Origin of the sequence: Rhodopirellula islandica, assembly GCF_001027925.1 — a bacterium.
GTDB classification, from domain to species: Bacteria; Planctomycetota; Planctomycetia; order Pirellulales; family Pirellulaceae; genus Rhodopirellula; species Rhodopirellula islandica.
The window spans coordinates 50,927-74,792 of the sequence record NZ_LECT01000001.1 but is presented as its reverse complement, the minus strand read 5'-3'; the positions used below and the strand labels follow the sequence as shown (position 1 = coordinate 74,792).

Genomic DNA, 23,866 nt, shown 5'->3' with positions numbered 1-23,866 from the left:
GATGAGTGACACGGTCCCCGAGCTGTTACGCCTGAACGATCGCGTCACACTGCTGCCCATCATCCACGGCAGTGGCCAGTTCGCCTGGCTGACCCGTCGGTTCATGCTCGAACACAACTTCGATTGCCTGGCCGTTCCGCTGCCGCCGTCCTTCCAACAACCGGTCGAAGAAGCGGTCTTGGAACTCCCACGTCCTTCGATCGTGTTGCAACACCCCGCATCACAATCGACGTTCGAACCGCCGCTGCCCTTCAACCCTGAATTGTCAGCGGAAGAATACGGCGAGTCAGCCGACGAAGACGCTGATCCCCTGCCAAGCAGCTACGTGCCGATCGATCCGTGCCAAAGCGTGATCATGGCAATCCGCGCCGCGATGGGCGAGCACATCCCGCGGCACTTCATCGATCTGGAAACGAATCACTTCCAGCCTTTCTCGACCGTCATGCCCGACGCGCATGCGGTCCGGCACGTTGCGATTGAAAAGTTTGCCGCCGCGATCCTGCCTAGCATTCCTCCGCCGAGCGATGAGCTGACTCGCGACCGAATGCATTACATGGCCGCCCAGCTCACCGAGCTGGAGAAGAGCTACGAGCAAATTTTGCTGGTCACCAGCATCCTGCATTGGCCCTGGATTCGAGACGCTCACCGACAACTCCGAACCAACCCCGGCCACTCCTTCGATGACATCGAAAACGAAGAGGTCTCCACGCCGACCCGGCACAGGATCAACCCCAAAACGTTGTTGTTTTTGTTTGGCGAGTTGCCTTTCATCACGTCGCTCCACGAACGTGCGCGAGCCGAACTGGAAGACGACGAAAATTTGCAGATCGACGGCGTCAAAGAACTGTTGATCGCCGGCCGCCAAAGCTACCTCGACGACCTGGGCAACCGAGCCCGCAAGATCACGCCGTTGCTGCTTTCGAAGTGCTTGCAGTACATCCGCAATTTGTCGTTGATCAACCGCCGGATGACGCCGGACATGGTCACCATCATCACCGCCTGCAAACAAGTCCTCGGCGACCAATTCGCGTTGCACGTCGCCGAGGTCGCGACCAAGTACGCCTACGCGGACGAACCGGGTGCCAACTCCGACCAATGGATCCCTGAATCCGATCAACCGATCACGCTGGGAATCGACCAAGCTCGCTTGCCCAATCAAGATGTCGTGTCGCTGGTCAATCGTTTGCCAGGACCACCGATCTCGTGGCAAACGATCCAGCTCCAGCGACGGCCCAACGACAAAGAACGCCATGAATGGCAACACAATTGGAACCCCTATTCCCAGTGCAGCTACCCACCCGAAGACGAACGCATTGAACTGCTGAGAAACCGGGTCAGCGAACGAGCCCAGGCGATCATGGGCCAAGACTTGGCTCGCACCGAAAAATTCACCACCAGCGTCAAAGACGGAATCGACATCCGGGACACGATTCGACATTGGTACGAAAAAGAGATCTACGTCAAAGTCATGCCGCCCAGTCGCGGGCAACTCGACGCCTGCCTGATGCTGTTCGACTCCCCGGCCGACCCGCGAGATTACCCCTGGCGCACGACTTGGTTCGCCGAGCACGAATGGGAATCCACGCTCGCGTTCTTCGCCAGTGACTTCCAGCAAGAGATGGTCGGCCCAGGCATTGGACTGGGGATCTATGGCGGTGCGATGTTCCTGTATCCGCCCGTACCGATTCGCGACATCTGGCGTGACCGACGCTTGAATTTCACCGCGACACTGGAAGAACGTTTGATTGCCGCTGCCTGCATGCATTCACGCAGCAAACACGTCGCGATCATGAGCCCCTTGCCGCCCGGTGGCGGATGGAAACGCTTGGCCCGCCGGTTCAAGAAGCACCTGGTTCACGTGCCAATGTCTTCCTTCAGCGACCAAGAGATCCAACAACTCCGCATGGTCCACGTCCTCAACGGCGGCGAGGTCCGAAGCTACGCCGCCGACTTCATCCGAAAAGCTTGACCGCTTTTCCAGACAAAGTCCCAGCAAGACGACACGTTGTCACCATCGGCAAGAGCCAGTGAATGCGTGACAACATCGCCGAAATGGATGGGCCAGTCCCAACGGGACGACACGCTGTCGCCACGGGCGTCAGCCCGTGGATGAGCAACAACGCACAATGAGGAAGCCCTGGAGGGGCGGCAGGTGCTTCGGACACTAAAAAGGGGACGGGGGTCTTTTTTGGTAAACTGTCACTGAACCAATGACTCCAGGATCACTTTTTCCCTACAGGTGTGCGTGATGCCTCGACAAAAACGTCTGGATGTGGCCGGCGGAATCTACCATGCATTGAATCGCGGGAATGCCAAGCAAAAGATTTTCCACAAGCCCGAAGACTACGCGGCCTTCGAGCGTGTGTTGGGCCAAGGACTGGAACGCTACGAAGTGCAAATCTACTCCTACGTCTTGATGCCCAACCACTGGCATCTCGTAATTCGCCCCGACCGCGACGGGCAAATGGGAAAGATGCTGCGTTGGGTCACCGCCACGCATACGCAACGCTATCACGCTCACTACCGCACCGCAGGCGAAGGACATCTGTACCAGTCCCGCTTCAAGAGCTTTCCCATCAAAGACGATGAGCACTTCCTGACAGTGTGCCGATATGTGGAACGCAATCCAGTGCGCGCAAATTTGGTCAAACGAGCCGAACTGTGGCAGCACGGTTCATTCCACCGTTGGGCGAACCATTCCGACCGAGATCCAAAACTCTTGTCGACCTGGCCAATCCGTCGCACGGCAAACTGGAGTAAGCGCGTCAATCAAGCACTCAGCGAAAAGGAGATCGGGATGATTCGAACGAGCGTCCAGCGAGGCCGCCCCTTCGGCGACATCGAATGGGTCGAAAAACTCGCTGACAAACACGACCTGTGGTCAACACTCCGATCAAGAGGAAGGCCCCGATCAAAGAAACGCCCCTAATTGACCCCCGTCCCCTTTTCTTCGTCGACACTGGAAGAACGCTTGATTGCCGCTGCCTGCATGCATTCACGCAGCAAACACGTCGCGATCATGAGCCCCCTGCCGCCCGGCGGCGGATGGAAACGCTTGGCCCGCCGGTTCAAGAAACACTTGGTTCACGTGCCGATGTCCTCCTTCAGCGACCAAGAGATCCAACAACTCCGCATGGTCCACGTCCTCAACGGCGGCGAAGTCCGAAGCTACGCCGCCGACTTCATCCGCCGCGTGTGATTCAAGCCGGCTACTGCCTGGTCTTCGTCGAGTCCACACGATCAACCAAACGGCTTCCCAGTTGGTGGTAGACCTCTCGGTCAACCGTATCGACAACGAATCGAACGGCCCCATCGAACTGGGCAACGTGGACACCACCGGGATGATTGCTGGTAGCCATGATCGCTCCGTCACGGACGCCACTGGACAAACGCCGAACTTCATAGGCAGAAATCGATGCCACCGGTTCATTGGGAACAAAGACATGGTCATAAACCGACTGATGTTTGCCCCCCGCAAAAGGAGTGAATCCGGCAAAATCTTCAAATTTTGCGGGGCGACGTGTTCCCAATTCTCGGGCCATTCCAATCATCAATTCGTCTGTGAGCGAACCATCAGGAAAAAGGCCATAGGCTCCCGACAAAAAGATATCTCGATGATGGTGGTAGCTTCCATCGCGACGACTTTTCAATCGTTCAGAGAACGCTGCGGTGCTGCTTCGCCCATCCAGCAATCGATTGCTTCCACCGACGTAGGCAGCAAAAGGAGCGTCGCCGTTTCGAGATGGAACTCGATGGGTGCTGAACAAGCTGATCGTCGATCCACCGTTGAATCGGTAATTTCCACCACCCATTTGATCGTCGGACGGACAAACGAAGATCGGGTCAGAAAGTGGTGGGGTATCGCGCCGCTCAAGCATACTATCCAGCTTCCATGGGAAACCGGGCTTCGCTTTCCACGCTTGAAACAAAGCCTCGCGTTCCAAAAACGGTAGCAGATGAAAAAATCCACTCAAACTCGCCTTTGATTGCTGAGAAGGATGATTCCAGAACCCCGGCAAGTCGTTTGTGACTCCTTCAAAGTGTTGCAAGGCGAGATCGAGTTGCCGAAGCCGATTCACGCAGGTAGTCCGCCGGCTTGATTCACGAGCAGCCTGGATCGCCGTCGTGGCCAGGCCAAGCAACAGCCCAATGACAGCCATCACAACAATCAACTCCAGAAGGGTGAATGCCACATCGACGCGTCGATGTGGTGCAGGGCGGCTACTTTGCCTCATTGAACAACCGCTGTGTGATGGGAATGTCAAACACCAATAGCTCTGGTTTGCTCAGACGAATCCGAAGCCATTGCTTTTCTTCCAAAGACTCTGGGATCTTCACACAGGCCGAAACTGCACCGGCGGATGCCTTCAACTCTGATTCAATTGATTCGATGTCCCGCTCTTCGCCTTTGACCCAAACCACCTCCTCCACCTGCAATTCGCGTCGCGACCGTGAAACAACACGCACACACACCGGCCGACTAGCGTTGCTAGCATTGCCAAAAGACTTGCCGTGAAAAATAAGAATATGCTGCTTGGCAGCGAAGACATCCTTCAGAATTGGCATTCGCTGCAAGTCAACCACTAAATCAGGCATCGGTCCCCGATCGCACCTTGTCCGCACAACCATTTGCGCCCGCCGTGAACTAATGTCGCTGAGCGGCCCCCGAACGGAGACTTCAATCACAGGTTCACCGGCTTCCAATTCAGACGAGACAAAACCAGAACCGGAGGTGATATCGATGATCTCAAAATCTTCAACCCGCTCGCCGTCACGCGAACCCGAAACCCTCAACCTGCAAGACTTCACCTCGTCGCTGCGTAGCCTGCCAAAATCGATCACGTTTCGTCCGCTTTGAGCCACTCGGCGATCGACATTTTCACTCAGGACCTCAATCTGAACCGGATGGACGAGCGTCCATCGAACGCTGAGCTTGTGAAGCCGTTTCAGCCCCTCTTTTTCATAGACCAAATCGATCGCCTTGTCGCCCACGAAGTCATCCAGACGCTTCAGTTCAACGTCGATGATCCCAGCTTCGCCGGGAGCAAGCTCGCTAAAATCGGGATTCGCATCCAGACACCCACAACTGACCCGCAAAGCATCCACCTCAATCTTTCGGTCGGATTGATTAATAACCGTGACCTTCGTCGACAAACTCTTGTTCGGGTTGACTTCGTGAGTCCCGAAACTCACCACCGCGGGTTCGAACAGCAGGTCCCCACCTTCACCATGAACCTTGGTCGCCGTCGACGCAGTCAACAACAGCATCGCCGGCAAAAGTAGCCGGCTTGAGCTTCGATAACGAAGAACCGCGATTGCGACCAAGAAACCGATCAGGACGACCCACCCAAGGCTCACGCTCGAAACTTCTCGAAGAGGCATTTCAGAAACCAAACAGACTTGGGGATAGACATACCCTGCGACCGATTCGTCCAAGTTGGCCTCGCCGCGGCCAGTAACCACATCGCCGGTAACCACTTCAACCAGCCCCTCACCGGACGTTCCAGTCAACAACACAAATTCAATCGATCGGGCGCCGCCAGATTCTCGACTGTGTGCGAGTGCAATGAAAGACTGACCATCGGACCAACGTTCTGACAGCCTCGCTTTCTCAAACGGCAACCAAACCGCCGAGAGGCCCACCGTTGTCAACCATTCCGAAACTTCTTGACGCGTCCTCGCGGCGGGTTGCGAAGCAATCTCATTGCTGAATTGCTCGATTTCGGATGTCGAATGCTCGACATCAAAAACCAGACATGTCACGCTCAACAATCGACTCAACCCAGACCGATTCAGCAATCCAACGGTCGATGCCCCCGTTGCAGCCGTCGCCGCGAACATGGCGAACCACCCCTGCAGGGCTACCAAAACAACAGCAAGCATCCATCGGCTCATCGAACCTTTCTCCCAATTTTCACTTTGATTCGATCGACAAGATTCTTCAATTCATCTTCTGGATTCAGCTCCGCAGCAATCACCTTCGAACGTCCGTTCTGGTAGGCGATGGTCTGCGTGTACTCGCTTCCGAGATTCAGTGACGCCAAGCGACACTCCGATTTTTGCAACCCACAATTCGGCTGGAATTCAAGCACTTTCAATGAAAACGCCGTTCTCGGCGACACATCACCGCCGCCGAGATTGCGATACTCGAGATTCTTGGCATAGGCTACGCCGCCAACTTCATCCCATTCGCAAATGATTCTCCTCGCCGCGGCCTTGGAAGAAGGGTGATCAAACTTCGTGAACAACCCTCCATGTGATTTTGAAAACTCAATGGTCGCCGGCTCGTCCGATGTCGGGTGAAGCAGTTGAACTTGGATCGTCTCGTCGCTCTCAACGAAGTCGAAGGACCGCTCACCGAAATCCCAAGTCCCTTTCGAGGTCAAAATGTCCTCCATCGAGATTTCAGACATATAGGTGAAGTAACACTGCGAGGGTTGCACCAGGTAGCAGTCGAGAAGGGTATGATCCGTGTTGTAGGAAATGAATGCTGTCTTCCGGGTATCATCAACAAAAACTAGAGTCGTTTTCCACCGAATGATTCGGCCAGTTCTTTCCTCCGCTTTCTCGGCCTCTTCTAGCGTTGCCCCTTCCCGAACCTCATACGTCATTGCAAAGGCATCTTCACCGCAACGCAATTCAGCATCACAGACCCTGACGGTGGCACCATCATTTCCGATGCATTGAAGTCGAAACTCACCTCGCCCCGCTGCTTGCTTTGCCGATAGATTCACGGCGATCAATGACTGAATCAACTGTCTGTTTGAACCGTCCATCGTTTCCGCAAAAACGTGGTTCCGTTGGATTGGATTCGAGACACCAATCAAGCTGATCCCGAAAACACACCACACCATGAATCGTTGCATCAGAAGACTCCTTAATGGAAAGGCAAGAGACATCCGCGGGGAAGCGAGCTCGACTGAATCGCCAGTGAATATGTTTCGCAACTCTCCACAACGATCCCGCTCGTTCTCAGACATGGCTCGAAATCCGGATCCAAAGCCAAATCGACTCACCACGCGCGTCACACAGATGAGTGCAGTGAGGCCATCAGATCCCCCAAGAACCACGGGCCAGGTCTTTCAAGGAATCGACCTGCACTCAATCCAATGTCAACCTGGACCACCTGTTGGTAGCGCCTCCTGACAAATCCCTTCGCAAACCGCCGGTGCTTTCTTGTAGGTCGTCACCCCATCCACGATCACACACTGGCCGAGCTCATTGTCGTAAATGCAAAAAGTGTATTTCATGCAATTAACTAACTCAGTGTCCGACTCCAAGCAAGGACTGCCAGGCGGCGTTTCACCGGGACCTGGACTGTCACACATTTGCCGGTTGCTCGCCGCCACGGGATCCTGCTGCTCAGAAGCACCGCAAGCTCCAGCACCGTAACTGCTGCAGACAATCTGCGGGGCATAGCATTCCGAGATCGGCTGACAACAATCACCGGGGTGTTCTACGAGATCATCCGCAAGCGACACCGGAGCGAGCAGCAATGCACCACCGTATAGCGCCAACGCAAAAACCGCTTGCAACCGACACCGGAACTGTGAGAGACACCGGAACTGTGAGAGACAGCGGGGCTTGAGAGACAGCGGGGCTTGAGAGACACCGGAACTGTGAGAGACACCGGGGCTTGAGATTTTCATCGAAACACCTTCTGGAGTTGATCGTGAAGTTCCCGCCTAAGAAAACATGCTCGATTCAAAGGTAGAGACATGGCAGTCGAGAATCAACCGCCAAAGCTGTTTTTTGAGCAGAAAGACAATCAACCCTCAAAAGGGAACAGGGCAATGGTGTTCGACACAAGACTTGCGAAGTGCACTCGAGCTTGGCACGAGATTTACGCCGAGCAGCAGACATCATTTGGGGCTGCCATGTTGTCACTGTCGATGGTTTTAGCGTGCCTAAGTCAAATCCGAATTCAAAACCCTTACCTCGGCGACGTGAATCGATTGCGTTGACGACGGGCGAGTCTGACGCACAAGGCAGAGGCAAAGAGCAAGCGTCAACGATCCAAGGCAAAAACATTCAAGGCCTAAAGTACTTCGACATGCTCCTTCCACTACTGGAGCAATTGCTCGGAGAAAAATGCGGACGACGCAGCAAAAAGGGGACGGGGGTCTTTTCTGGTAAACTGTCACTGAACCAATGACTCCAGGATTACTTTTTCCCTACAGGTGTGCGTGATGCCTCGACAAAAACGTCTGGATGTGGCCGGCGGAATCTACCATGCGTTGAATCGCGGGAATGCCAAGCAACAGATTTTTCACAAGCCCGAAGACTACGCGGCCTTCGAGCGTGTGCTGGGCCAGGGACTGGAACGCTACGAAGTGCAAATCTACTCCTACGTCTTGATGCCAAACCACTGGCATCTCGTACTTCGCCCCGATCGCGACGGGCAAATGGGAAAGATGCTGCGTTGGGTCACCGCTACCCATACGCAACGCTATCACGCTCACTACCGCACCGCAGGCGAAGGACATCTGTACCAGTCGCGTTTCAAGAGTTTTCCCATCAAAGATGACGAGCACTTCCTGACAGTGTGCCGATATGTGGAACGGAATCCAGTGCGAGCAAATTTGGTCAAACGAGCCGAACTGTGGCAGCACGGTTCATTCCACCGTTGGGCGAACCATTCCGACCGAGATCCAAAACTCTTGTCGACCTGGCCAATCCGTCGCACGGCAAACTGGAGTAAGCGCGTCAATCAAGCACTCAGCGAAAAGGAGATCGGGATGATTCGAACGAGCGTCCAGCGAGGCCGCCCCTTCGGCGACATCGAATGGGTCGAAAAACTCGCTGACAAACACGACCTGTGGTCAACACTCCGATCAAGAGGAAGGCCCCGATCAAAGAAACGCCCCTAATTGACCCCCGTCCCCTTTTACGCACCGCACCCGGTTCACGTGCCGATGTCCTCCTTCAGTGACCAAGAGATTCAACAACTCCGCATGGTCCACGTCCTCAACGGCGGCGAAGTCCGAAGCTACGCCGCCGACTTCATCCGAAAAGCCTGACCGCTTTTCCAGACAAAGTCCCAACAAGATGACACGTTGTCACCATCGGCACGAGCCAGTGAATGCGCGACAATATCGCCGAAATGGATGGGCCAGTCCCAACGGGACGACTCGCTGTCGCCACGGGCGTCAGCCCAACGCCATCTACTTTGTAGCGGAACGGCGCGAGCCGTCCGGTGACGCGCCGGAAAACACCCACGATTTACCGGACGGCTTGCGCCGTTCCGCTAACAAAATCCCCTCGGTTGGTTCTAAAGTGGATGGCATTGGGCGTCAGCCCGTGGATGAGCAACAACGCAAAATGAGGAAGCCCTGAAGGGGCGGCAGGTGCTTCCAAACGGGCGCGCGACCTGTCGTCCCTTCAGGACTTGCCGCATGCGTCGAACTCCCTTCCTATCGGCTGACGCCGAAGGCGACAACCTGTCGCCACGTCGTGGCTGCTTCCTGGACTTCTCCGCCGGAGCAAACGCCCCAGCGGTTCAAGGCAGAACAGCCGACTCCGCTGCCACTGCTTCGTCAACACTTTCGAGTGGCATCACGATCTCTCTTGGCCAATGCAGAATGAATCGTGTGCCCTGCCCCAATTCGGATTGCAACTCGATCTTTCCGCCGTAAGTTTCGACGGTCTTTTTAATGATCGACAACCCCATGCCGCTTGAGCTTTTCGAATCCAGTGGCCCCAGCGTCCGGAAGATCTCGAACACCTTCTTTTGAAATCGAGAAGCAATCCCCGGCCCATCGTCTTCCACCACAAATCGAATCCACTCGCCACCATCGAGTGCGGAAACAATCACCTTCCCGTCCTCTCGGTCATGGTGGTTGATCGCATTGTTGATCAAGTTCCGGAGGCAGGTTTCGAGCGGTGTCTTGAGTGTCCGAAGCGTTGGAAACTCGCCCTCCATGCCAACCTGCATCGCAGCAGGCTTCGCCAACATGCCGAAAATATTTGTGACCAATCCAGCTGTATCAACCTGCGTCACCCGATCATGAACGCGTCCAGCGCGAGAGTACTGAAGCAGGTCATCGAGCAATTGCTCCATCCGGCTGATGCACTGCTTCAAGGTCCGCAGGTGTTCGGCACTCTCGGCTGGCAACTGGTCGCCAGTGTCCTCCATCACCCAATCTGCCAAGTGCTTGATGTTTCGTAGGGGAGAACGCAAATCATGCGATGCGACATAGGCGAACGCATCCAAGTCCCGGTTGCTACGACTTAGTTCCCGGATGTGCTGGCGAATCAACGCATCCACACGTCGTTGCTCGGTCACATCGCGAATGATGATTGCCGCGAGCTGTTGTTCGCCATCATTCCAGTAGGAGATAGAGATTCGAGCCGGAAAGGTCCCCCCATCTTCTCGAATGCACATCAGCTCATCATCCGTTGTCGAGGAAGACGCTGCGGGCTTGGTGCGAAGCGAGCTCTCGAAAAGACAGCTCGCCGAGGTCCCAATCAGCTCGCTTGCCGAATACCCAAAGGCGTCCATGGTCGCCGGATTCCCGTAGATCACCTGCCTGGATTGATCTAGCAACACGATCGGATCATGAGCGGTGTCGCATACCGCTTGGAACTGTTGCTGAGCCTTGCGAAACTCACTGGTCATTCGTTTGGCGAGGGTCTCCGCATGGCGTTGCTGGCGACCAATGGAACCGATGACCAGGAACAGCAACATATCGACGAACAAACCGACACTTGCCACCGCTAAACTGATCGCCGACTCGCCACCGCTGATAAAACCGGGCTGGGATTCGAAGTGGATCGTCCAATCGCGTCCGCGGAGATGAAGCGGCTTGACCAGCACAAAATCAGCGTCGTTTGCCTTGGGCTGCTTTGACAATGGTTGGTTGCTGTCGTAGAGCAATGCGGCTTCGGTCCGATCCACGCCGTCATAAACACGGAACTCAATGTCCGACAAATTCGACCTCCGAATTCCGGTCATCAAATCTCGCGTCCGGAACGGAGCGTAGACAAATCCCGTGACGGCAGCCGTTCGCTGGGCACTCGTTTCAATCGGTTGATCACGTTCAAAGAGAGGCAAATACAGCAGGAAACCTCGCTGAACATCGTTCTCTGTTTCTTGAACGAGCTTGACAATCCCTGAGATCGTGGGCTCCCCCGACGCGATGGCAGCATCCATTGCCGCGCGGCGGGTTTCCTCCGAATACATGTCAAAACCAAAGGCTCTTTGATTTCGCCAATCAAAGGGTTCGAGGTAGTCGATTGCCGTGTATCGGTTGCGTTTTCCAGCAGGGCGGATGTCAAAGTCCGGAAAGCCCTCCGCGCGAATGGATTGAACGAACGCGTCCTTTTCATCTGCGTCCACCACCCGGCTGTATCCAACCCCTTGAATGCCAGGGTAATACTCTTGAAATCGAGAGTTCTCAAAGTAGGTTCGCCACTCATCGCGGGAGACGGCCTCCGAAGACTCAAGCAAACCAACGCCACCGCGAAGCACCTGCTCGTACTCCATCATTCGCTGCTCGATCGAAACCTCCATCTCACTGACGCGAAACAGGAAGCGATCGGAAGCGCGATCGCGGATGTACTGGCTCGACAACCACCAGGCGATGGCGGTCACGGCCAGAGAAATGGCGAGGATCCCCCATGCCAGCCCCGAACTGCGAGCTGCCGCAAATTCTCGCAAACGATCGATCGTTCGGCCGAGAATCGGTACTGAGTTCGAATGCGTCATCGGCTGCAAAATACCTGCGTCACTAGGAATGAATCGCTGATTGCAAGCCAAAACCCTTCTGCCAAATCATACGGGATCCCCCGCCTCCTGTCTCACGTATTTGCCTGCATGCCTTGGTCCATTTGCAGCATCACCATGTCGCGGTAACGCCCTCCCCTGGCAACCAACTCGTTGTGCGTCCCCACCTCAAGCACTTCCCCGTCTTCCAAAACCACGATTTTGTCAGCGTTCATGATCGTGCTCAATCGGTGAGCGATCACGAACGCGGTTCGGTCCTGCAACAACTCGCTCAGGCTGTCCTGAATCAGACGCTCGCTTTCGCTATCGAGGTTGCTGGTCGCTTCATCCAAGATCAGGATTTGAGGGTCAGCCAAGATCGCTCGTGCGATGGCCAGTCGCTGGCGTTGACCGCCGGACAACTTGACGCCGCGTTCGCCGATCACCGTGTCGTATCCCTCGGGGAACTTGCGAATGAACTCATCCGCGGCCGCCGCACTTGCCGCTGAGATCACGTCCTCGCGAGATGCCCGTCGACGTGCGTAGGCGATGTTTTCGTGGATGGAACCGTCGAACAAAAACACATCCTGTTCCACAATCCCCAGCAACGATCGATAGCTCGACAATTGGATGTCACGCAAATCACGACCGTTGAAACAAATCGCTCCTTCGCTGGGGTCGTAGAACCGAGCGATCAAGTTGGTCAGCGTCGTCTTGCCCGCTCCACTGCGACCCACCAACGCGATCGTTTGCCCCGAGGCCACTTCAAAACTGACGTCTTTCAGCACCGGTGTTTCGGTTCCTGGATAACAAAACGAAACGTTTTGAAGGGACAGGTCTCCAACGAGTTGCTTCGACGGCAACGAGATCGCTCCCTCACGACTGGGAAGTTCGTCTTCCACCTCCAAGACGTCAAGGACACGATCCAAGCCAGCCAGATTGTTTTGGAACGCGACCGCACTGCCCGCGATCGTCGCCAATGGGTCCAGCAACATTGTCAGGTACACCAAGAACATCATCAGATCACCGAGCGTCAAATTGCCTTCGATGATTTGATAGCCGCCGTACAACAACAATCCTGTCGAAGCGAGCGGGATCAGCACCTCCCAGATCGTTTCAATGATCCGCATCCACCACCAAGTGAACAACTGTTGCCGAACCAGGAAGTCACCTTCCCGCACGTAACGACTCGACTCGCTGCGGGATCGCGAGAACGTTCGTACGACGCGAATGCCGCCAAAGGTTTCTGTCGCACCGCTGTCGATCTTCTGCCGTTGCTTGCGGACATCACGAAACAGAGGACGGATGCGGTTGATGTAGGTGCGGTGCGTCAGCCACACGGTCGGCAACAGAAACATCCCTCCCAGCATCAACTTCCAATCCACCAGCATCAAAATGATCAGACTGCCGATGAACTGCACGATCGCCCGCCAAGGGTTGTACAGCATGCTGAAAATCAGTTCCGCGACACCGCCCGCGTCTTCCCGAATCAAACTCGCGACGCCGCCGCTTTTCATCGAATGCACGTGGTGCAGCGGCAAATGAACCGCGTGATCAAACACCGTCGCTCGGATGGACACTTGCGTTTTGTTGGATGCCTTGGTGGCGATCCAACGTCCCACCAGGTTCACCGCGGTTCCGATCGCGGTCAGGATCGTCACGATCAATCCGATCGCGACCAACACTCGCATCGGAGACGACATGGGGTCGCCAAGGATTGCGGTCAGATTGGGGATCGCATCCACCCAATCCGGCAGCGGTTTGGGCGGGCGAGTCAACACTGAGTCGATGGCCAACTTGGTCCCCAAGGGCGGGATCAATCGCAACCCAATGCTGACCGTCAACAACGCCAGGGCGGTCACAATGGCCCCTCTTTGCCCCGCAATCAGTTGCCAAAAAGCGAGGAACAACTCACGAAACGATCGGTCTCGGGTCCCAATTTTTTTCCCGCCAGGACCGCCACCATGATGATGCCCGCCACGGCCGCTGGACAAGTCTTTTTCGGTGTCCTGATTCCCTCGGCGATGACGATCGCGAACCGCTTGACGATAAGCTTCAAAACGACGGCGACTGGGCGAACTCGGCATCTAACAACAGTGTGCGTGGAAACAAACAACCAATGGAATCATGGAAGTCCGTCAATCCTACGCCAAACGCCTCGTATAGAACCACCACTCCAATGCCATCAACAGCAACACCGCGATCAACAAGGGTCGCCAAAATTCGCGTCGCACCTCGATCCCGGCCTCGGTCGCCTCCACCGACTCGTACCCCAGTTCAACGGTCGGCTGCGTTGCCAATCGACTTTCGCGAGCATCGAACAAATTGACCGCAAACCGATCCACCACCTGATCGGTTTCGGCAGCGATAAGTTGATAATTGCCGGGCTGGGACGTGGAAACGATTTCGACCACGCCCCCCGCACCGACTGGTTGCTTGCCCAACGATTCCGCCCTGCCCTGCCCCACTGTCCGAACCACTTCGACCGATTCCAGAACGTTTTCCAAGCGGGCCATCACGGTCTGCCCAGGCTGGTAACTCGGCGCCCCGGAAGACTGAGCCGCACCGGCCAGATTCCTCAGAACGTTGAACAGAAACACCGGCCAAGACCGTTCGGCGTACCAGTTGGTGTTGGCCTGCATCTCCCCCGACTCGTCTTCGCTGACAAGCGGGAACCCCAACACCAAATCCTGGTATCCATCGCGCGAAGCGATCGCCATCACCGGACCGACGTCCGATTCCACCAAGGTCAACGAGCCCGCCGGCCCTTCCACGGCTCGACCGGAAAACACCAGCAACGAATACAACTCCAAGTACCGCAGCACCGGATGCGTTCGGTCGATGTCGATCAACGTCAACGCTCCTGACTCCGTCTTCCACTTCCAACCGTCATTGGGCAACGCCCCCATCGTGAACGTGTTGGTCAGCGGAGGTGCCTTGGGTCGACAACGATCGAAGACGATCAAATCATCGCGACCCGATGACGCCCGTTTTTGATACGCGTCGGTTTCCATGTAGTCCGGCGTCACAAATTCGCAGGCTGAGATCTGCTGACTCTTCGGCGTTGTCAGGCCCAGTTCCAAAGCTCGGTTGCCAGGTGTGACCACCAACACCGAGACCAACCCGGAGGGAGTCAACGCTGCGAAGGCTTCATTGTCCACTTTCAAATCATCCTCGCCGTCCAATTGCAATCTCAATGCAACCGCATCGGAAGATTCAATCGTGAACGACAAACCGGTCTGAGCCTCCGGTTCCAAATCAACCGTAGCCGCATCCACCAAGTTTTGATCGATGTACAAGGATGCTTCGGTGGACTCATCCGACGTGCCCGTGTTCAGCACGGTCGCGAAAACCTGGATCTGATCGGGGTTCTGCAAATCACGCTGAGCGGAGAACGAAACGATTGCCAAATTGCGGACCGCATCGGATCCAATTGCAACATAGGTCGGCTGCAAGTTCCCTAAACTGAACTGCGTCACATCGCCAAAGTTCCCATCGCTGTACAGGATCAACTCAGCGGGCATCGCATCGGCCACCTGGACATCGTTGACGTCCCCAATCTCGCTGGTCCGGCGTGGGTTGGCCAAACCATCCGCGGCCCGCAGCGCCCCCAGAATATCCGTCGGTCGATTGGTGACCTCACATCGATCCAGTGCATCTCGCAAACGATTGCGATCGGACGTGAAAGCCTGCATCACCTCGGCGCGGTCACTGAACGTCACCAGCATCGCGGATTCCGAGTCCGTCATGGTGTCGATGCGGTCACCGATTTGGCGGCGAGCTTCTTCGAACCGACTGCGACCGCCCTCCCCTGGACTGCTCAAGGATGGCCCCTTGGCGTCTCCCGCCGGTGCTTGCATGCTGGCCGAAGTATCCAGCAGAAACACCATCCGGCCCAGCGAATTGGCTTCGCCCCGAATGCCCGGTCGGAACAAGGCGAACGCGGCCAACAACACCGCCAACAATTGAAGCAACAACAGCAGGCTGTTGCGAAGCCGTTGCAGCAAACTGTTGACGTGCAGATCCTCGATCGTTCGAGACCACAAGTAGGTGCTCGGAACCTCGACCGGTTCGCGTCGCAACTTCAAGAAGTAAAGCAGCACGATGCCCACAGGCACGCACGCCAACACCACCCACGGCCACACTCCCGACAGGGCGGGGATCCAACTCATGGCACCATCATTCATCGCACCACCCCACGAGTTCGCAGGTACTGGGTGACCACGGTTTCAATCGGCGTGTCGGTGGGAACCATCACGTGCACAATCGACCGCTTGGCACAGTATTGCCGGATCTCATTGAGAAAGGCTTTGAGGTTGGCTTGGTACTTGTCCAACACAAATTGGTTGACCGTGATTTCGGCCGCATCGCCGTCTTCGACATCGATCAATCGCCGGTCACCTCGTAACGGAGGGTCGATTTCCTCTTGCGACAACACCTGCAGCACAAACACATCGATTTGCCGACCGACCAACATCCGCAGCGCCGATTCGTAGCCTTCCTTGTCCATCATGTCCGTGATCAGCACGACCACGCCGCTGCCGCCACCTCGCGTCACAAAGTCCTTGACGCCGTCATGCAGTGAAACATTTTCGCCTCCCGACAAACCGTCCAAGTAGTTCAACATTTTCCAAAACGAACCACGTGACCGAAGCACGGGAGCATTGTGACCGGATTGCCCCATGGCTCGAACACAAACCCGGTCACCATGACAAAGCCCGACATACCCGAGCGCGGCGGCGAGTTGCTTGGCGACATGCAGTTTGTTTGGCGTGCCAAAATTCATCGACGCGCTGGTGTCGACCAACGCATGAAAGTGCAGGTCCTCTTCTTCCTGGAACAGCTTCAGAAACAGCTGATCCAAGCGAGCGTACAAATTCCAATCGATCAATCGAAGGTCGTCGCCCGGCACGTAATTTCGAAAGTCCGCGAACTCAACGCTCTGACCTTTCCGGCGACTGATGCGTTCGCCTTTCATCCGCCCTCGAAAGATCTTCCGAGAAACCAGCTCCAACCGTTCCAGTCGACCCAACAAGGCAGGGGTCAACAACGGCCCGGACGCTTGCCGCTTGGCATCGGCCGGGGTGCTGGCAGCGGGCGTAGGATCGGTCGTCGACGAAGCGGGTGCGTTGCTCATGGGTAGCAGTTTACCTGATTCACGCTCGGGTGTAGCGCACACCGCGTTGATGGAAGAGCAAACGAATGCGTGTCAAAACCGCGAAAAACCAAGCCCGACAGGCCCGTTTGGCGACGATCCTCCGCCGAGAATACGTCAACCATCACCGACCACCGGCCCGATCGTGCTGAGCAGGTCGGCAGGAATGCTTGGGTTTCATCCTGTGAGCCGTTTGGGCGTTCGCCCCGGTTGTTCGTGGGAACCGTGGCGAGCGCCAAACGGCTCACATACCCGAAGACACCTGCTTAGCCAGCCCGATAGAGATGCGAAAAGTCGTCTCGAGCAACCCGAGTTCGATCCGACAGCTGAGCAAAGTAAGCGTCCGAATCAACGCCACCATTCAAGGAATCGCGAGCACCGTCGGAAATCAAGTTGTCGGCAAGTTCAGCGACAATGGTCTCCACGCGGTCTTCCACGTCTTGATCGGAATCGATCCAGGCTTGGATCAAGCGATCGGCGTCCAGGCTTCCCGAGAGCAGCGGAACATGGTCCGCGATCAGCAAGTCTTCTCCACCGTCACCGTCCAATCGATCGGCACCAAAACCGCCAATCAGAATGTCGCGTCCATCGCCGCCGTAGATCCGGTCTTCGCCTGCTCCACCGACGATCAAATCGCTGCCGTCACCACCTCGCAGTTTGTCGTCGCCTTCACCGCCAAACAAACTGACAGGAACACTTAGACCACGCTCCGCGGTGATGTCGTCATCGCCGGCCCCACCATAAACCACCACGCGGCTGACATTCGTGTAGGTCTGGGTGTCCCAGCGTCGCGCGGTTGGATCGTAGACCCGAACTTCAATGGCATCGGGTTGGCCAGAGATGCCGAACAGACGAATGTTGTCCGAATCGGCAGTGCCGCCAATGGTGACAATCGATTTCCCGGGATCGGTTGGATCCACTTGGCTGATCAATGAGTCAGCCTGCAAGATCACCTCTGCGGCGCCGGCACCATTGGCATTGTCCGTCGTACGCACCTGAATCGTGAAGACGGAATTCGATTGAGGGGTGAAGGTGAAGGTGGCACCCGTGCCACCGTCGATCGTCGCTCCAGTCGAATTGAGAACCGTCCAAGCAAAGATCGCAACCGCGTCTTCGGGCAAATCCTCGACGACGGCAGTGAACGTCGTCGGCTGGCCAACGGCGGCAACGCCATCGCCTTGCACACTGACGAGACGCGTGTCCGGTTCGACGGTTTCCCCACCGCCCCCAGACTCTCCGCCTGATCCGCCATCCGCTCCGCCGCTCGCAGGCAGTCCGCTGCCTTGAGCAACATCGACCATCCATTTCAGAGCAGGCGCGGACAGCGTGTTGAACGTTTGATCGCCAATCTGGTCAGCGATTTCGAAACGCAGATAATCGCCCCCGTCATTGTGCAACGAATCGCCAACGCTGCTGCGTTGCAATCGGTCAGACTCACTGCCGCCGCGTAGAACATCGTCGCCTTCGTCCCCATCGAGCAAGTCTTCTCCGAAGCTGCCCAGCAGTTCGTCATTCCCGTCGCCGCCACTGATGTGGTCTCCGTACAGATCCATTTGAACACGTTTCAATGCTGGCGATTTCACAAACGCCTCCATCGAATCGTCCATGTAACCGGCTTCGAAGGTCGTCCGTGTCAACGGGATCGGAGCACTCGTGTCATCGACACCCAAGGTGGTGATCGACACTCCGTTGTCACCCATCACGACATCGTTGCCCGCTTCCCCTTCCAGGTCATCCTCGCCAATCTTCCACTTGGCATAAATCTGACCTTGGCGATCTCCTGGTCCCAATGCCGCTCCTGCTTCCAGCAATTGGCGTTCGCGCCCGACATAGTCTTCAAAGTGGAACGGGGATCGATCACGCGCATTGCGAGAAATCTGGTCCATCACCCGTTCAACGTGAATGTCGAGGGCTTGCAGTTCCGTCGCGTTGGCCGGCGTGTTCAGAACCAATGGCATGGCAATCACGCCGCGGTCACCGATCAGGATGTCGGCGCCCGCCCCGGCGTTGATATCATCGTTGTCGAGCTCCCGGTCCAGTGCCGGAACGTACGCAATCTTGCTGACCGAATCACGATGTTCCAGTTCCGTCGCCACATTGAATGTTCGTAGCGCACGTCGTTGCGCCAGAGCATCCTTCTGCTGTTCATACTGGTCATCCAAGGCAACACGCAATTGCGCCAATGGCTCTCCGGAGATCCCCGTGGGGCTGACCGAGTTGGGCAAGTCCCCTGTTGCGCCCGTCACCAAGGGGGCGACCCACCAACCGTCGCCTCCGACCAGCGTGTCGTCGCCGGCACCGCCTGAAATCTCATCCTCCCCCAGAACCAACGTGTGGTATCTCAGGAACTCCACGTCGCTGGCACTGAGACTTGGCAGACCAGGCCGTTGGACGGACGCATCCTCCAACAACGTGTCAATCACGCCAACGTGCGCCACCGAAACGAGGTGCGTTGCATCGGAGCCAAGGATTTCAATGCGACCATAGTACTTCAGCAGCTCAGCAGCCCGTTCTGGGATGGCTTCGCTACCGGGCAGCACTGCGGTTGAAACAAGGTCGTATTGCGCATCGTCGCCAAAGACCGTGTCGTTCCCATCGCCAGCGTTGATCGTGTCGTTGCCGATCTCGATGTTCCGCATGGGCAGCGATTGCCCGTGAACTTTGTACCGGACAACATCGACATCCAATGCCAGGTCTTCCAAGGAATGCATCACGCCCACAAAACTGTCGGCTGCTGCCTGCTGGGCATCCGCAATCGGATCGAACCCAGTGCGAACGGGAGTCTCCACGTACCAATTGTCGCCAATGAGAAGGTCATCGCCACCATCGCCGTCCAAACGATCGTTCCCTGCCAATTGATCCGCGTGGCCGATCACGGTCGGGGTCAAGGCAATCGCAGGAATCAGTTCCAGCCCCCCGGAAGTTGTCAGCCAATCTTCCGCCGCGATCTGGGCCAGCTCCGAGTTGACCCCAGCAAAACGCTGCCACACCGGTTCTTGAGCAACCAAGTCGCCAGGTTGAGCCAGCAACTCGGGGACGATCACGTTGCCCAGCACGTCCAATTGCACTTGGTAGTTTGAAAGGTCCGCACCGGACAGAATCCCGATCAAACGCGTCGACGCAGCAATCTGAGGCATGTCCGTTTCGACTGGAACGGCATTGATGGCTCCGTCGCCGACGATGGTGTCATCGCCAGCGCCGCCACGCAAGTCATCGTCGCCTCGCTGCCCAAGGATGATGTCGCGATCGTCGCCACCATCCACAAAGTCGTCATCGCTTGGTTCCAGGTCAATCAAGATCACTGCATTGACGACTTGCCCTGTCGTTGCGTTGCGATGTTGCAATCCATTGGGAAGCACCACGTTGGCCAACACGATTTGATCCGCCGCCAACAGTTGCTCAGCCAACTCAGGATCGAGGCCGACCTGCGTTGGATCCATTTCCAAGATGCCTGTGATCGTTCCAATTTCTTCCGTGATCAGATCACGATGCCAAACGCCATCCGAATTCAGTTGTGGAGATCCATCGGCAACGAAGTCACGCAAGATCTTCCCTGCATCTGCCAGGATAAAGTCTTGCCCCTCATCGCCGTAGATCTGGTCAGCGCCCAAGCCACCCGTGATTTCGTCGCTGCCTTCGCCACCACGAATCGTGTCGTTGCCCCGCTGACCGATGGCGATGTCTTGCCCGTCACCACCCAACAGCGTGTCATCGCCGCCGATCTTGTCCTGATCGTCAAACGGAACCACTTCGCGAATCACGATTGAATCAAAAGGTGCCAGATAAGTGGTCCACGTCCCCAACTGCTCACTCAACAGTTCGCGACGAACGATCCCGTTGTCACCCAGGATGACATCCTCGCCCGCATCACCAGACAACAAATCGTCGCCATCGTCGCCGAACGGAACGTTGTGCCCACCCAGAAGATCATCCTGGCCGTCGCCGCCATACACAGTGTCATCACCCTGCCCTGCCCAGACAAAGTCATCGCCGTCTTCGCCGTAGATCGTGTCCGCACCACCTCCGTCCGCGTTACTGATGAAGCGGCTGATGACCTGCTCATCCACCGGCAAGGTGTAGTCCACTTCGCCGTGGTCACCCAAGATGATGTCATGCCCCTCGCCACCGTACACCGTGTCGTCGGCTGTGCCCCCGACAATGATGTCGTTGCCAGCCCCACCGTGCAGCGTGTCATTGCCACCAATCGTCGGATCCGACGTGATGATGTTGTCGACCGTGGTCGGGTCTTCGTCCGCGATCACAAAATCGACCACACCGTTGTCGCCCAGCAACACGTCACGTCCCGCACCGCCATCGGCCACGTCGTCCGCCGCTCCGCCCAGCAAAATGTCATTCTCCCCGCCGGTGGAGATCGTGTCGTTGCCACCAATCGCTGGAGATGTCGTGCGAACAACCAGCAATTGCCCAGCATCGTTGAACGTCGCAATCCCGTTATCGCCCAGAGCGATGTCCGGCGAAGCGTCTCCGTTGGCGTCATTGCCAGCGTCGATGAAGTCGTCCGCCGCACCGCCAAAGACAATGTCCGCACCAGCACCCGTGCTGATGAAGTCATCATCGCCGACAGCCGGATCCGAAGTCTGAATCTGCGTCAGGACTTGCCCACCACCATCTGTGTAAAACAACGCGTTGCCGTTGTCACCCAGGACGATGTCTCGGTCAGCGTCGCCCACACTTTGGACGCCTGTGTTTCGGTCCACGTCGACCGCATCCGAACCGGCCCCGCCCAAAACCACATCCGGACCAGGACCGACGAAAATATCATCGTCGCCACCAAGAGTTGGATCGATCGTCGTCAGGTCGGTCAATCGCCCATCATTCGTGAAGTGAGCCACGCCGCTATCACCGATCACGACATCCGCCGCAGCATCGGTTCCGGCGTTGACGGAATCGTTTCCGCCACCGCCAAGAACAATGTCCGGCCCGTTGGCAGCATCAATGATATCGGCCCCGCCCTGATCGGAAGCAATGGTCGTGATCGTGGTCAACACACCAGACGTGAACAAGGCTTCCCCTGAGTCACCCAGGATCACATCGCCTGACAAACTGTTGCCGCCAGTGATCGTGTCATCCGCTTGGCCACCCAACAGAATGTTGCGTCCATCGCCCGCGTCGATGACATCGTTGCCACCGATCGATGGCGAAGTCGAAACAACGCGAGTGGCAAGTGCGGTGATGGCGTCGAAGTACGCTGCACCTTCATCGCCCAGAATCACGTCGTCGTCGTTGCCGATCTCACCGGCCACGCCGCCGATGATCTGATCCGAATCCGCTCCGCCGAGGACGATGTCACTGCCTTGGCCAGTCGAAATCGTGTCCGCGCCACCAATGCCCGGGGCCGTGGTTTCGATCTCGATCAACACGCCAGTCGTCGTGAACGTCGCTTGGCCGTTGTCGCCCAACACAACATCGATCGAAACGTCGCCGTCCGCATCGCTGCCCGCGTTGATCTGGTCGCCTTCCGCTCCACCCAGGACCACGTCCGGTCCTGCCGCAGCAACGATCGTGTCGACACCGCCGACGCTGGGTTCCAGTGAAACGATCGAGGTGAGAACGCCCGCGGTGAACAAGGCTTCCCCTGAGTCACCCAAGATCACATCGCCTGACAAGCTGCTGCCGCCGGTGATCGTGTCATCCGCTTGGCCGCCCAACAGAATGTTGCGTCCATCGCCCGCGTCGATGACATCATTGCCACCGATCGACGGCGAAGTCGAAACAACGCGTGTGGCAAGTGCGGTGATGGCGTCGAAGTAAGCTGCACCTTCATCGCCCAGAATCACGTCGTCGTCGTTACCGATCTCACCGGCCACGCCGCCGATGATCTGGTCCGCGTCCGCTCCGCCGAGGATGATGTCACTGCCTTGGCCAGTCGAGATCGTGTCCGCACCACCGATGCCCGGGGCCGTGGTTTCAATTTCGATCAGCACACCCGCTGTGGTGAACGTCGCTTGGCCGTTGTCGCCCAACACGACATCGATCGAAACGTCGCCGTCCGCATCGCTGCCCGCGTTGATCTGGTCGCCTTCCGCTCCGCCCAGGACCACGTCCGGTCCTGCCGCAGCAACGATCGTGTCGACACCGCCGACGCTGGGTTCCAATGAAACGATCGAGGTGAGAACGCCCGCGGTGAACAAGGCTTCCCCTGAGTCACCCAAGATCACATCGCCTGACAAGCTGCTGCCGCCAGTGATCGTGTCATCCGCTTGGCCACCCAACAGAATGTTGCGTCCATCGCCCGCGTCGATGACATCGTTGTCACCGATCGATGGCGAAGTCGAAACAACGCGTGTGGCAAGTGCGGTGATGGCGTCGAAGTACGCCGCACCTTCATCGCCCAGAATCACATCGTCATCGTTGCCGATCTCACCGGCCACGCCGCCGATGATCTGATCCGCATCCGCTCCGCCGAGGACGATGTCACTGCCTTGGCCAGTCGAAATCGTGTCCGCGCCACCGATGCCCGGGGCCGTGGTTTCGATCTCGATCAACACGCCAGTCGTCGTGAACGTCGCTTGGCCGTTGTCACCCAACACGACATCGATCGAGACGTCGCCGTCCGCATCGCTGCCCGCGTTGATCTGGTCGCCTTCCGCTCCACCCAGAACCACGTCCGGCCCTGCCGCAGCAACGATCGTGTCGACACCGCCGACGCTGGGTTCCAATGAAACGATCGAGGTGAGAACGCCCGCGGTGAACAAGGCTTCCCCTGAGTCACCCAAGATCACATCGCCTGACAAGCTGCTGCCGCCAGTGATCGTGTCATCTGCTTGGCCACCCAACAGAATGTTGCGTCCATCGCCCGCGTCGATGACATCGTTGCCACCGATCGACGGCGAAGTCGAAACAACGCGTGTGGCAAGTGCGGTGATGGCGTCGAAGTACGCTGCACCTTCATCCCCCAGAATCACATCGTCATCGTTGCCAGTCTCACCCGCCAAACCACCGGTGATCTGATCCGCGTCCGCTCCGCCGAGGATGATGTCACTGCC

The 23,866-nt window shown here is 57.0% G+C and carries 12 protein-coding genes and 1 pseudogene (1 of these 13 only partly in view); 5 read left to right on the top strand and 8 right to left on the bottom strand.

The window, feature by feature from the left end; all coding sequences use genetic code 11:
• Window position 1: 1 nt before the first annotated feature.
• From RISK_RS00190 to RISK_RS00180, 3 genes and pseudogenes are all read left to right on the top strand, one after another.
• Window positions 2–1,969: a hypothetical protein gene (locus RISK_RS00190; protein WP_047812237.1), complete on the top strand. Its 1,968-nt coding sequence runs from the start codon at window positions 2–4 to the stop codon at window positions 1,967–1,969.
• A 279-nt stretch (window positions 1,970–2,248) separates the two neighbouring features.
• A complete protein-coding gene (locus RISK_RS00185; RefSeq protein ID WP_047812236.1) occupies window positions 2,249–2,929 on the top strand; it encodes a transposase in 681 nt (226 codons plus the stop codon).
• Window positions 2,930–2,950: 21 nt separating this feature from the next.
• Window positions 2,951–3,199, top strand: a pseudogene (locus RISK_RS00180) (hypothetical protein); the annotation flags it as partial.
• Window positions 3,200–3,209: 10 nt separating this feature from the next.
• Here RISK_RS00180 and RISK_RS00175 read toward each other — a convergent pair.
• From RISK_RS00175 to RISK_RS00165, 3 genes are read right to left on the bottom strand one after another with little or no spacing between them, the layout of a single operon-like run.
• Window positions 3,210–4,235, bottom strand: a complete 1,026-nt coding sequence (locus tag RISK_RS00175; RefSeq protein WP_083434684.1) for a DUF1559 family PulG-like putative transporter — start codon at window positions 4,233–4,235, stop codon at window positions 3,210–3,212.
• On the bottom strand, window positions 4,222–5,883 hold the full coding sequence (locus RISK_RS00170) for a DUF1573 domain-containing protein (RefSeq protein ID WP_160311381.1): 1,662 nt from the start codon (window positions 5,881–5,883) through the stop codon (window positions 4,222–4,224). Before RISK_RS00170 ends, RISK_RS00175 begins: the two co-directional genes overlap by 14 nt.
• An 8-nt stretch (window positions 5,884–5,891) precedes the next feature.
• A complete protein-coding gene (locus RISK_RS00165; protein WP_047812232.1) occupies window positions 5,892–6,866 on the bottom strand; it encodes a hypothetical protein in 975 nt (324 codons plus the stop codon).
• Between the two features lie 1,323 nt (window positions 6,867–8,189).
• Between RISK_RS00165 and RISK_RS00150 the strand changes: the two genes are divergently transcribed.
• Both RISK_RS00150 and RISK_RS32050 read left to right on the top strand, forming a co-directional pair.
• Complete coding sequence (locus tag RISK_RS00150) at window positions 8,190–8,870, top strand: transposase (RefSeq protein WP_047812229.1); 681 nt, start codon at window positions 8,190–8,192, stop codon at window positions 8,868–8,870.
• On the top strand, window positions 8,871–9,020 hold the full coding sequence (locus RISK_RS32050; RefSeq protein ID WP_160311380.1) for a hypothetical protein: 150 nt from the start codon (window positions 8,871–8,873) through the stop codon (window positions 9,018–9,020).
• A gap of 479 nt (window positions 9,021–9,499) precedes the next feature.
• Here RISK_RS32050 and RISK_RS00145 read toward each other — a convergent pair whose 3' ends face one another.
• The 5 genes from RISK_RS00145 to RISK_RS00125 form a co-directional block, all read right to left on the bottom strand.
• Window positions 9,500–11,707, bottom strand: coding sequence for a sensor histidine kinase (locus RISK_RS00145; RefSeq protein ID WP_047812228.1), 2,208 nt, complete (start codon window positions 11,705–11,707; stop codon window positions 9,500–9,502).
• A gap of 92 nt (window positions 11,708–11,799) precedes the next feature.
• Window positions 11,800–13,791, bottom strand: a complete 1,992-nt coding sequence (locus RISK_RS00140; protein ID WP_047812227.1) for an ABC transporter ATP-binding protein — start codon at window positions 13,789–13,791, stop codon at window positions 11,800–11,802.
• 57 nt (window positions 13,792–13,848) lie between these two features.
• The gene (locus tag RISK_RS00135) at window positions 13,849–15,891 is read right to left on the bottom strand and encodes a vWA domain-containing protein (protein WP_047812226.1); all 2,043 of its coding nucleotides are present in this window, start codon (window positions 15,889–15,891) and stop codon (window positions 13,849–13,851) included.
• Window positions 15,888–16,841: a DUF58 domain-containing protein gene (locus RISK_RS00130; protein WP_236695896.1), complete on the bottom strand. Its 954-nt coding sequence runs from the start codon at window positions 16,839–16,841 to the stop codon at window positions 15,888–15,890. Before RISK_RS00130 ends, RISK_RS00135 begins: the two co-directional genes overlap by 4 nt.
• A gap of 284 nt (window positions 16,842–17,125) precedes the next feature.
• Window positions 17,126–23,866, bottom strand: partial view of a hypothetical protein gene (locus tag RISK_RS00125; RefSeq protein ID WP_160311379.1) — the final stretch only. It continues 21,741 nt past the right edge of the window; 6,741 of the gene's 28,482 nt are visible here — the last part of the coding sequence; its start codon lies beyond the right edge, outside the window — the gene reads right to left on this strand; the stop codon is at window positions 17,126–17,128.

Coding starts and splice junctions, on each gene's coding strand:
- RISK_RS00130 (WP_236695896.1), bottom strand. CDS start 16,841: ATGAGCAACGCACCCGCTTCGTCGACGACCGATCCTACGCCCGCTGCC.
- RISK_RS00165 (WP_047812232.1), bottom strand. CDS start 6,866: ATGCAACGATTCATGGTGTGGTGTGTTTTCGGGATCAGCTTGATTGGT.
- RISK_RS00190 (WP_047812237.1), top strand. CDS start 2: ATGAGTGACACGGTCCCCGAGCTGTTACGCCTGAACGATCGCGTCACA.
- RISK_RS00185 (WP_047812236.1), top strand. CDS start 2,249: ATGCCTCGACAAAAACGTCTGGATGTGGCCGGCGGAATCTACCATGCA.
- RISK_RS00170 (WP_160311381.1), bottom strand. CDS start 5,883: ATGCTTGCTGTTGTTTTGGTAGCCCTGCAGGGGTGGTTCGCCATGTTC.
- RISK_RS00140 (WP_047812227.1), bottom strand. CDS start 13,791: ATGCCGAGTTCGCCCAGTCGCCGTCGTTTTGAAGCTTATCGTCAAGCG.
- RISK_RS00135 (WP_047812226.1), bottom strand. CDS start 15,891: ATGAATGATGGTGCCATGAGTTGGATCCCCGCCCTGTCGGGAGTGTGG.
- RISK_RS00145 (WP_047812228.1), bottom strand. CDS start 11,707: ATGACGCATTCGAACTCAGTACCGATTCTCGGCCGAACGATCGATCGT.
- RISK_RS00150 (WP_047812229.1), top strand. CDS start 8,190: ATGCCTCGACAAAAACGTCTGGATGTGGCCGGCGGAATCTACCATGCG.
- RISK_RS00175 (WP_083434684.1), bottom strand. CDS start 4,235: ATGAGGCAAAGTAGCCGCCCTGCACCACATCGACGCGTCGATGTGGCA.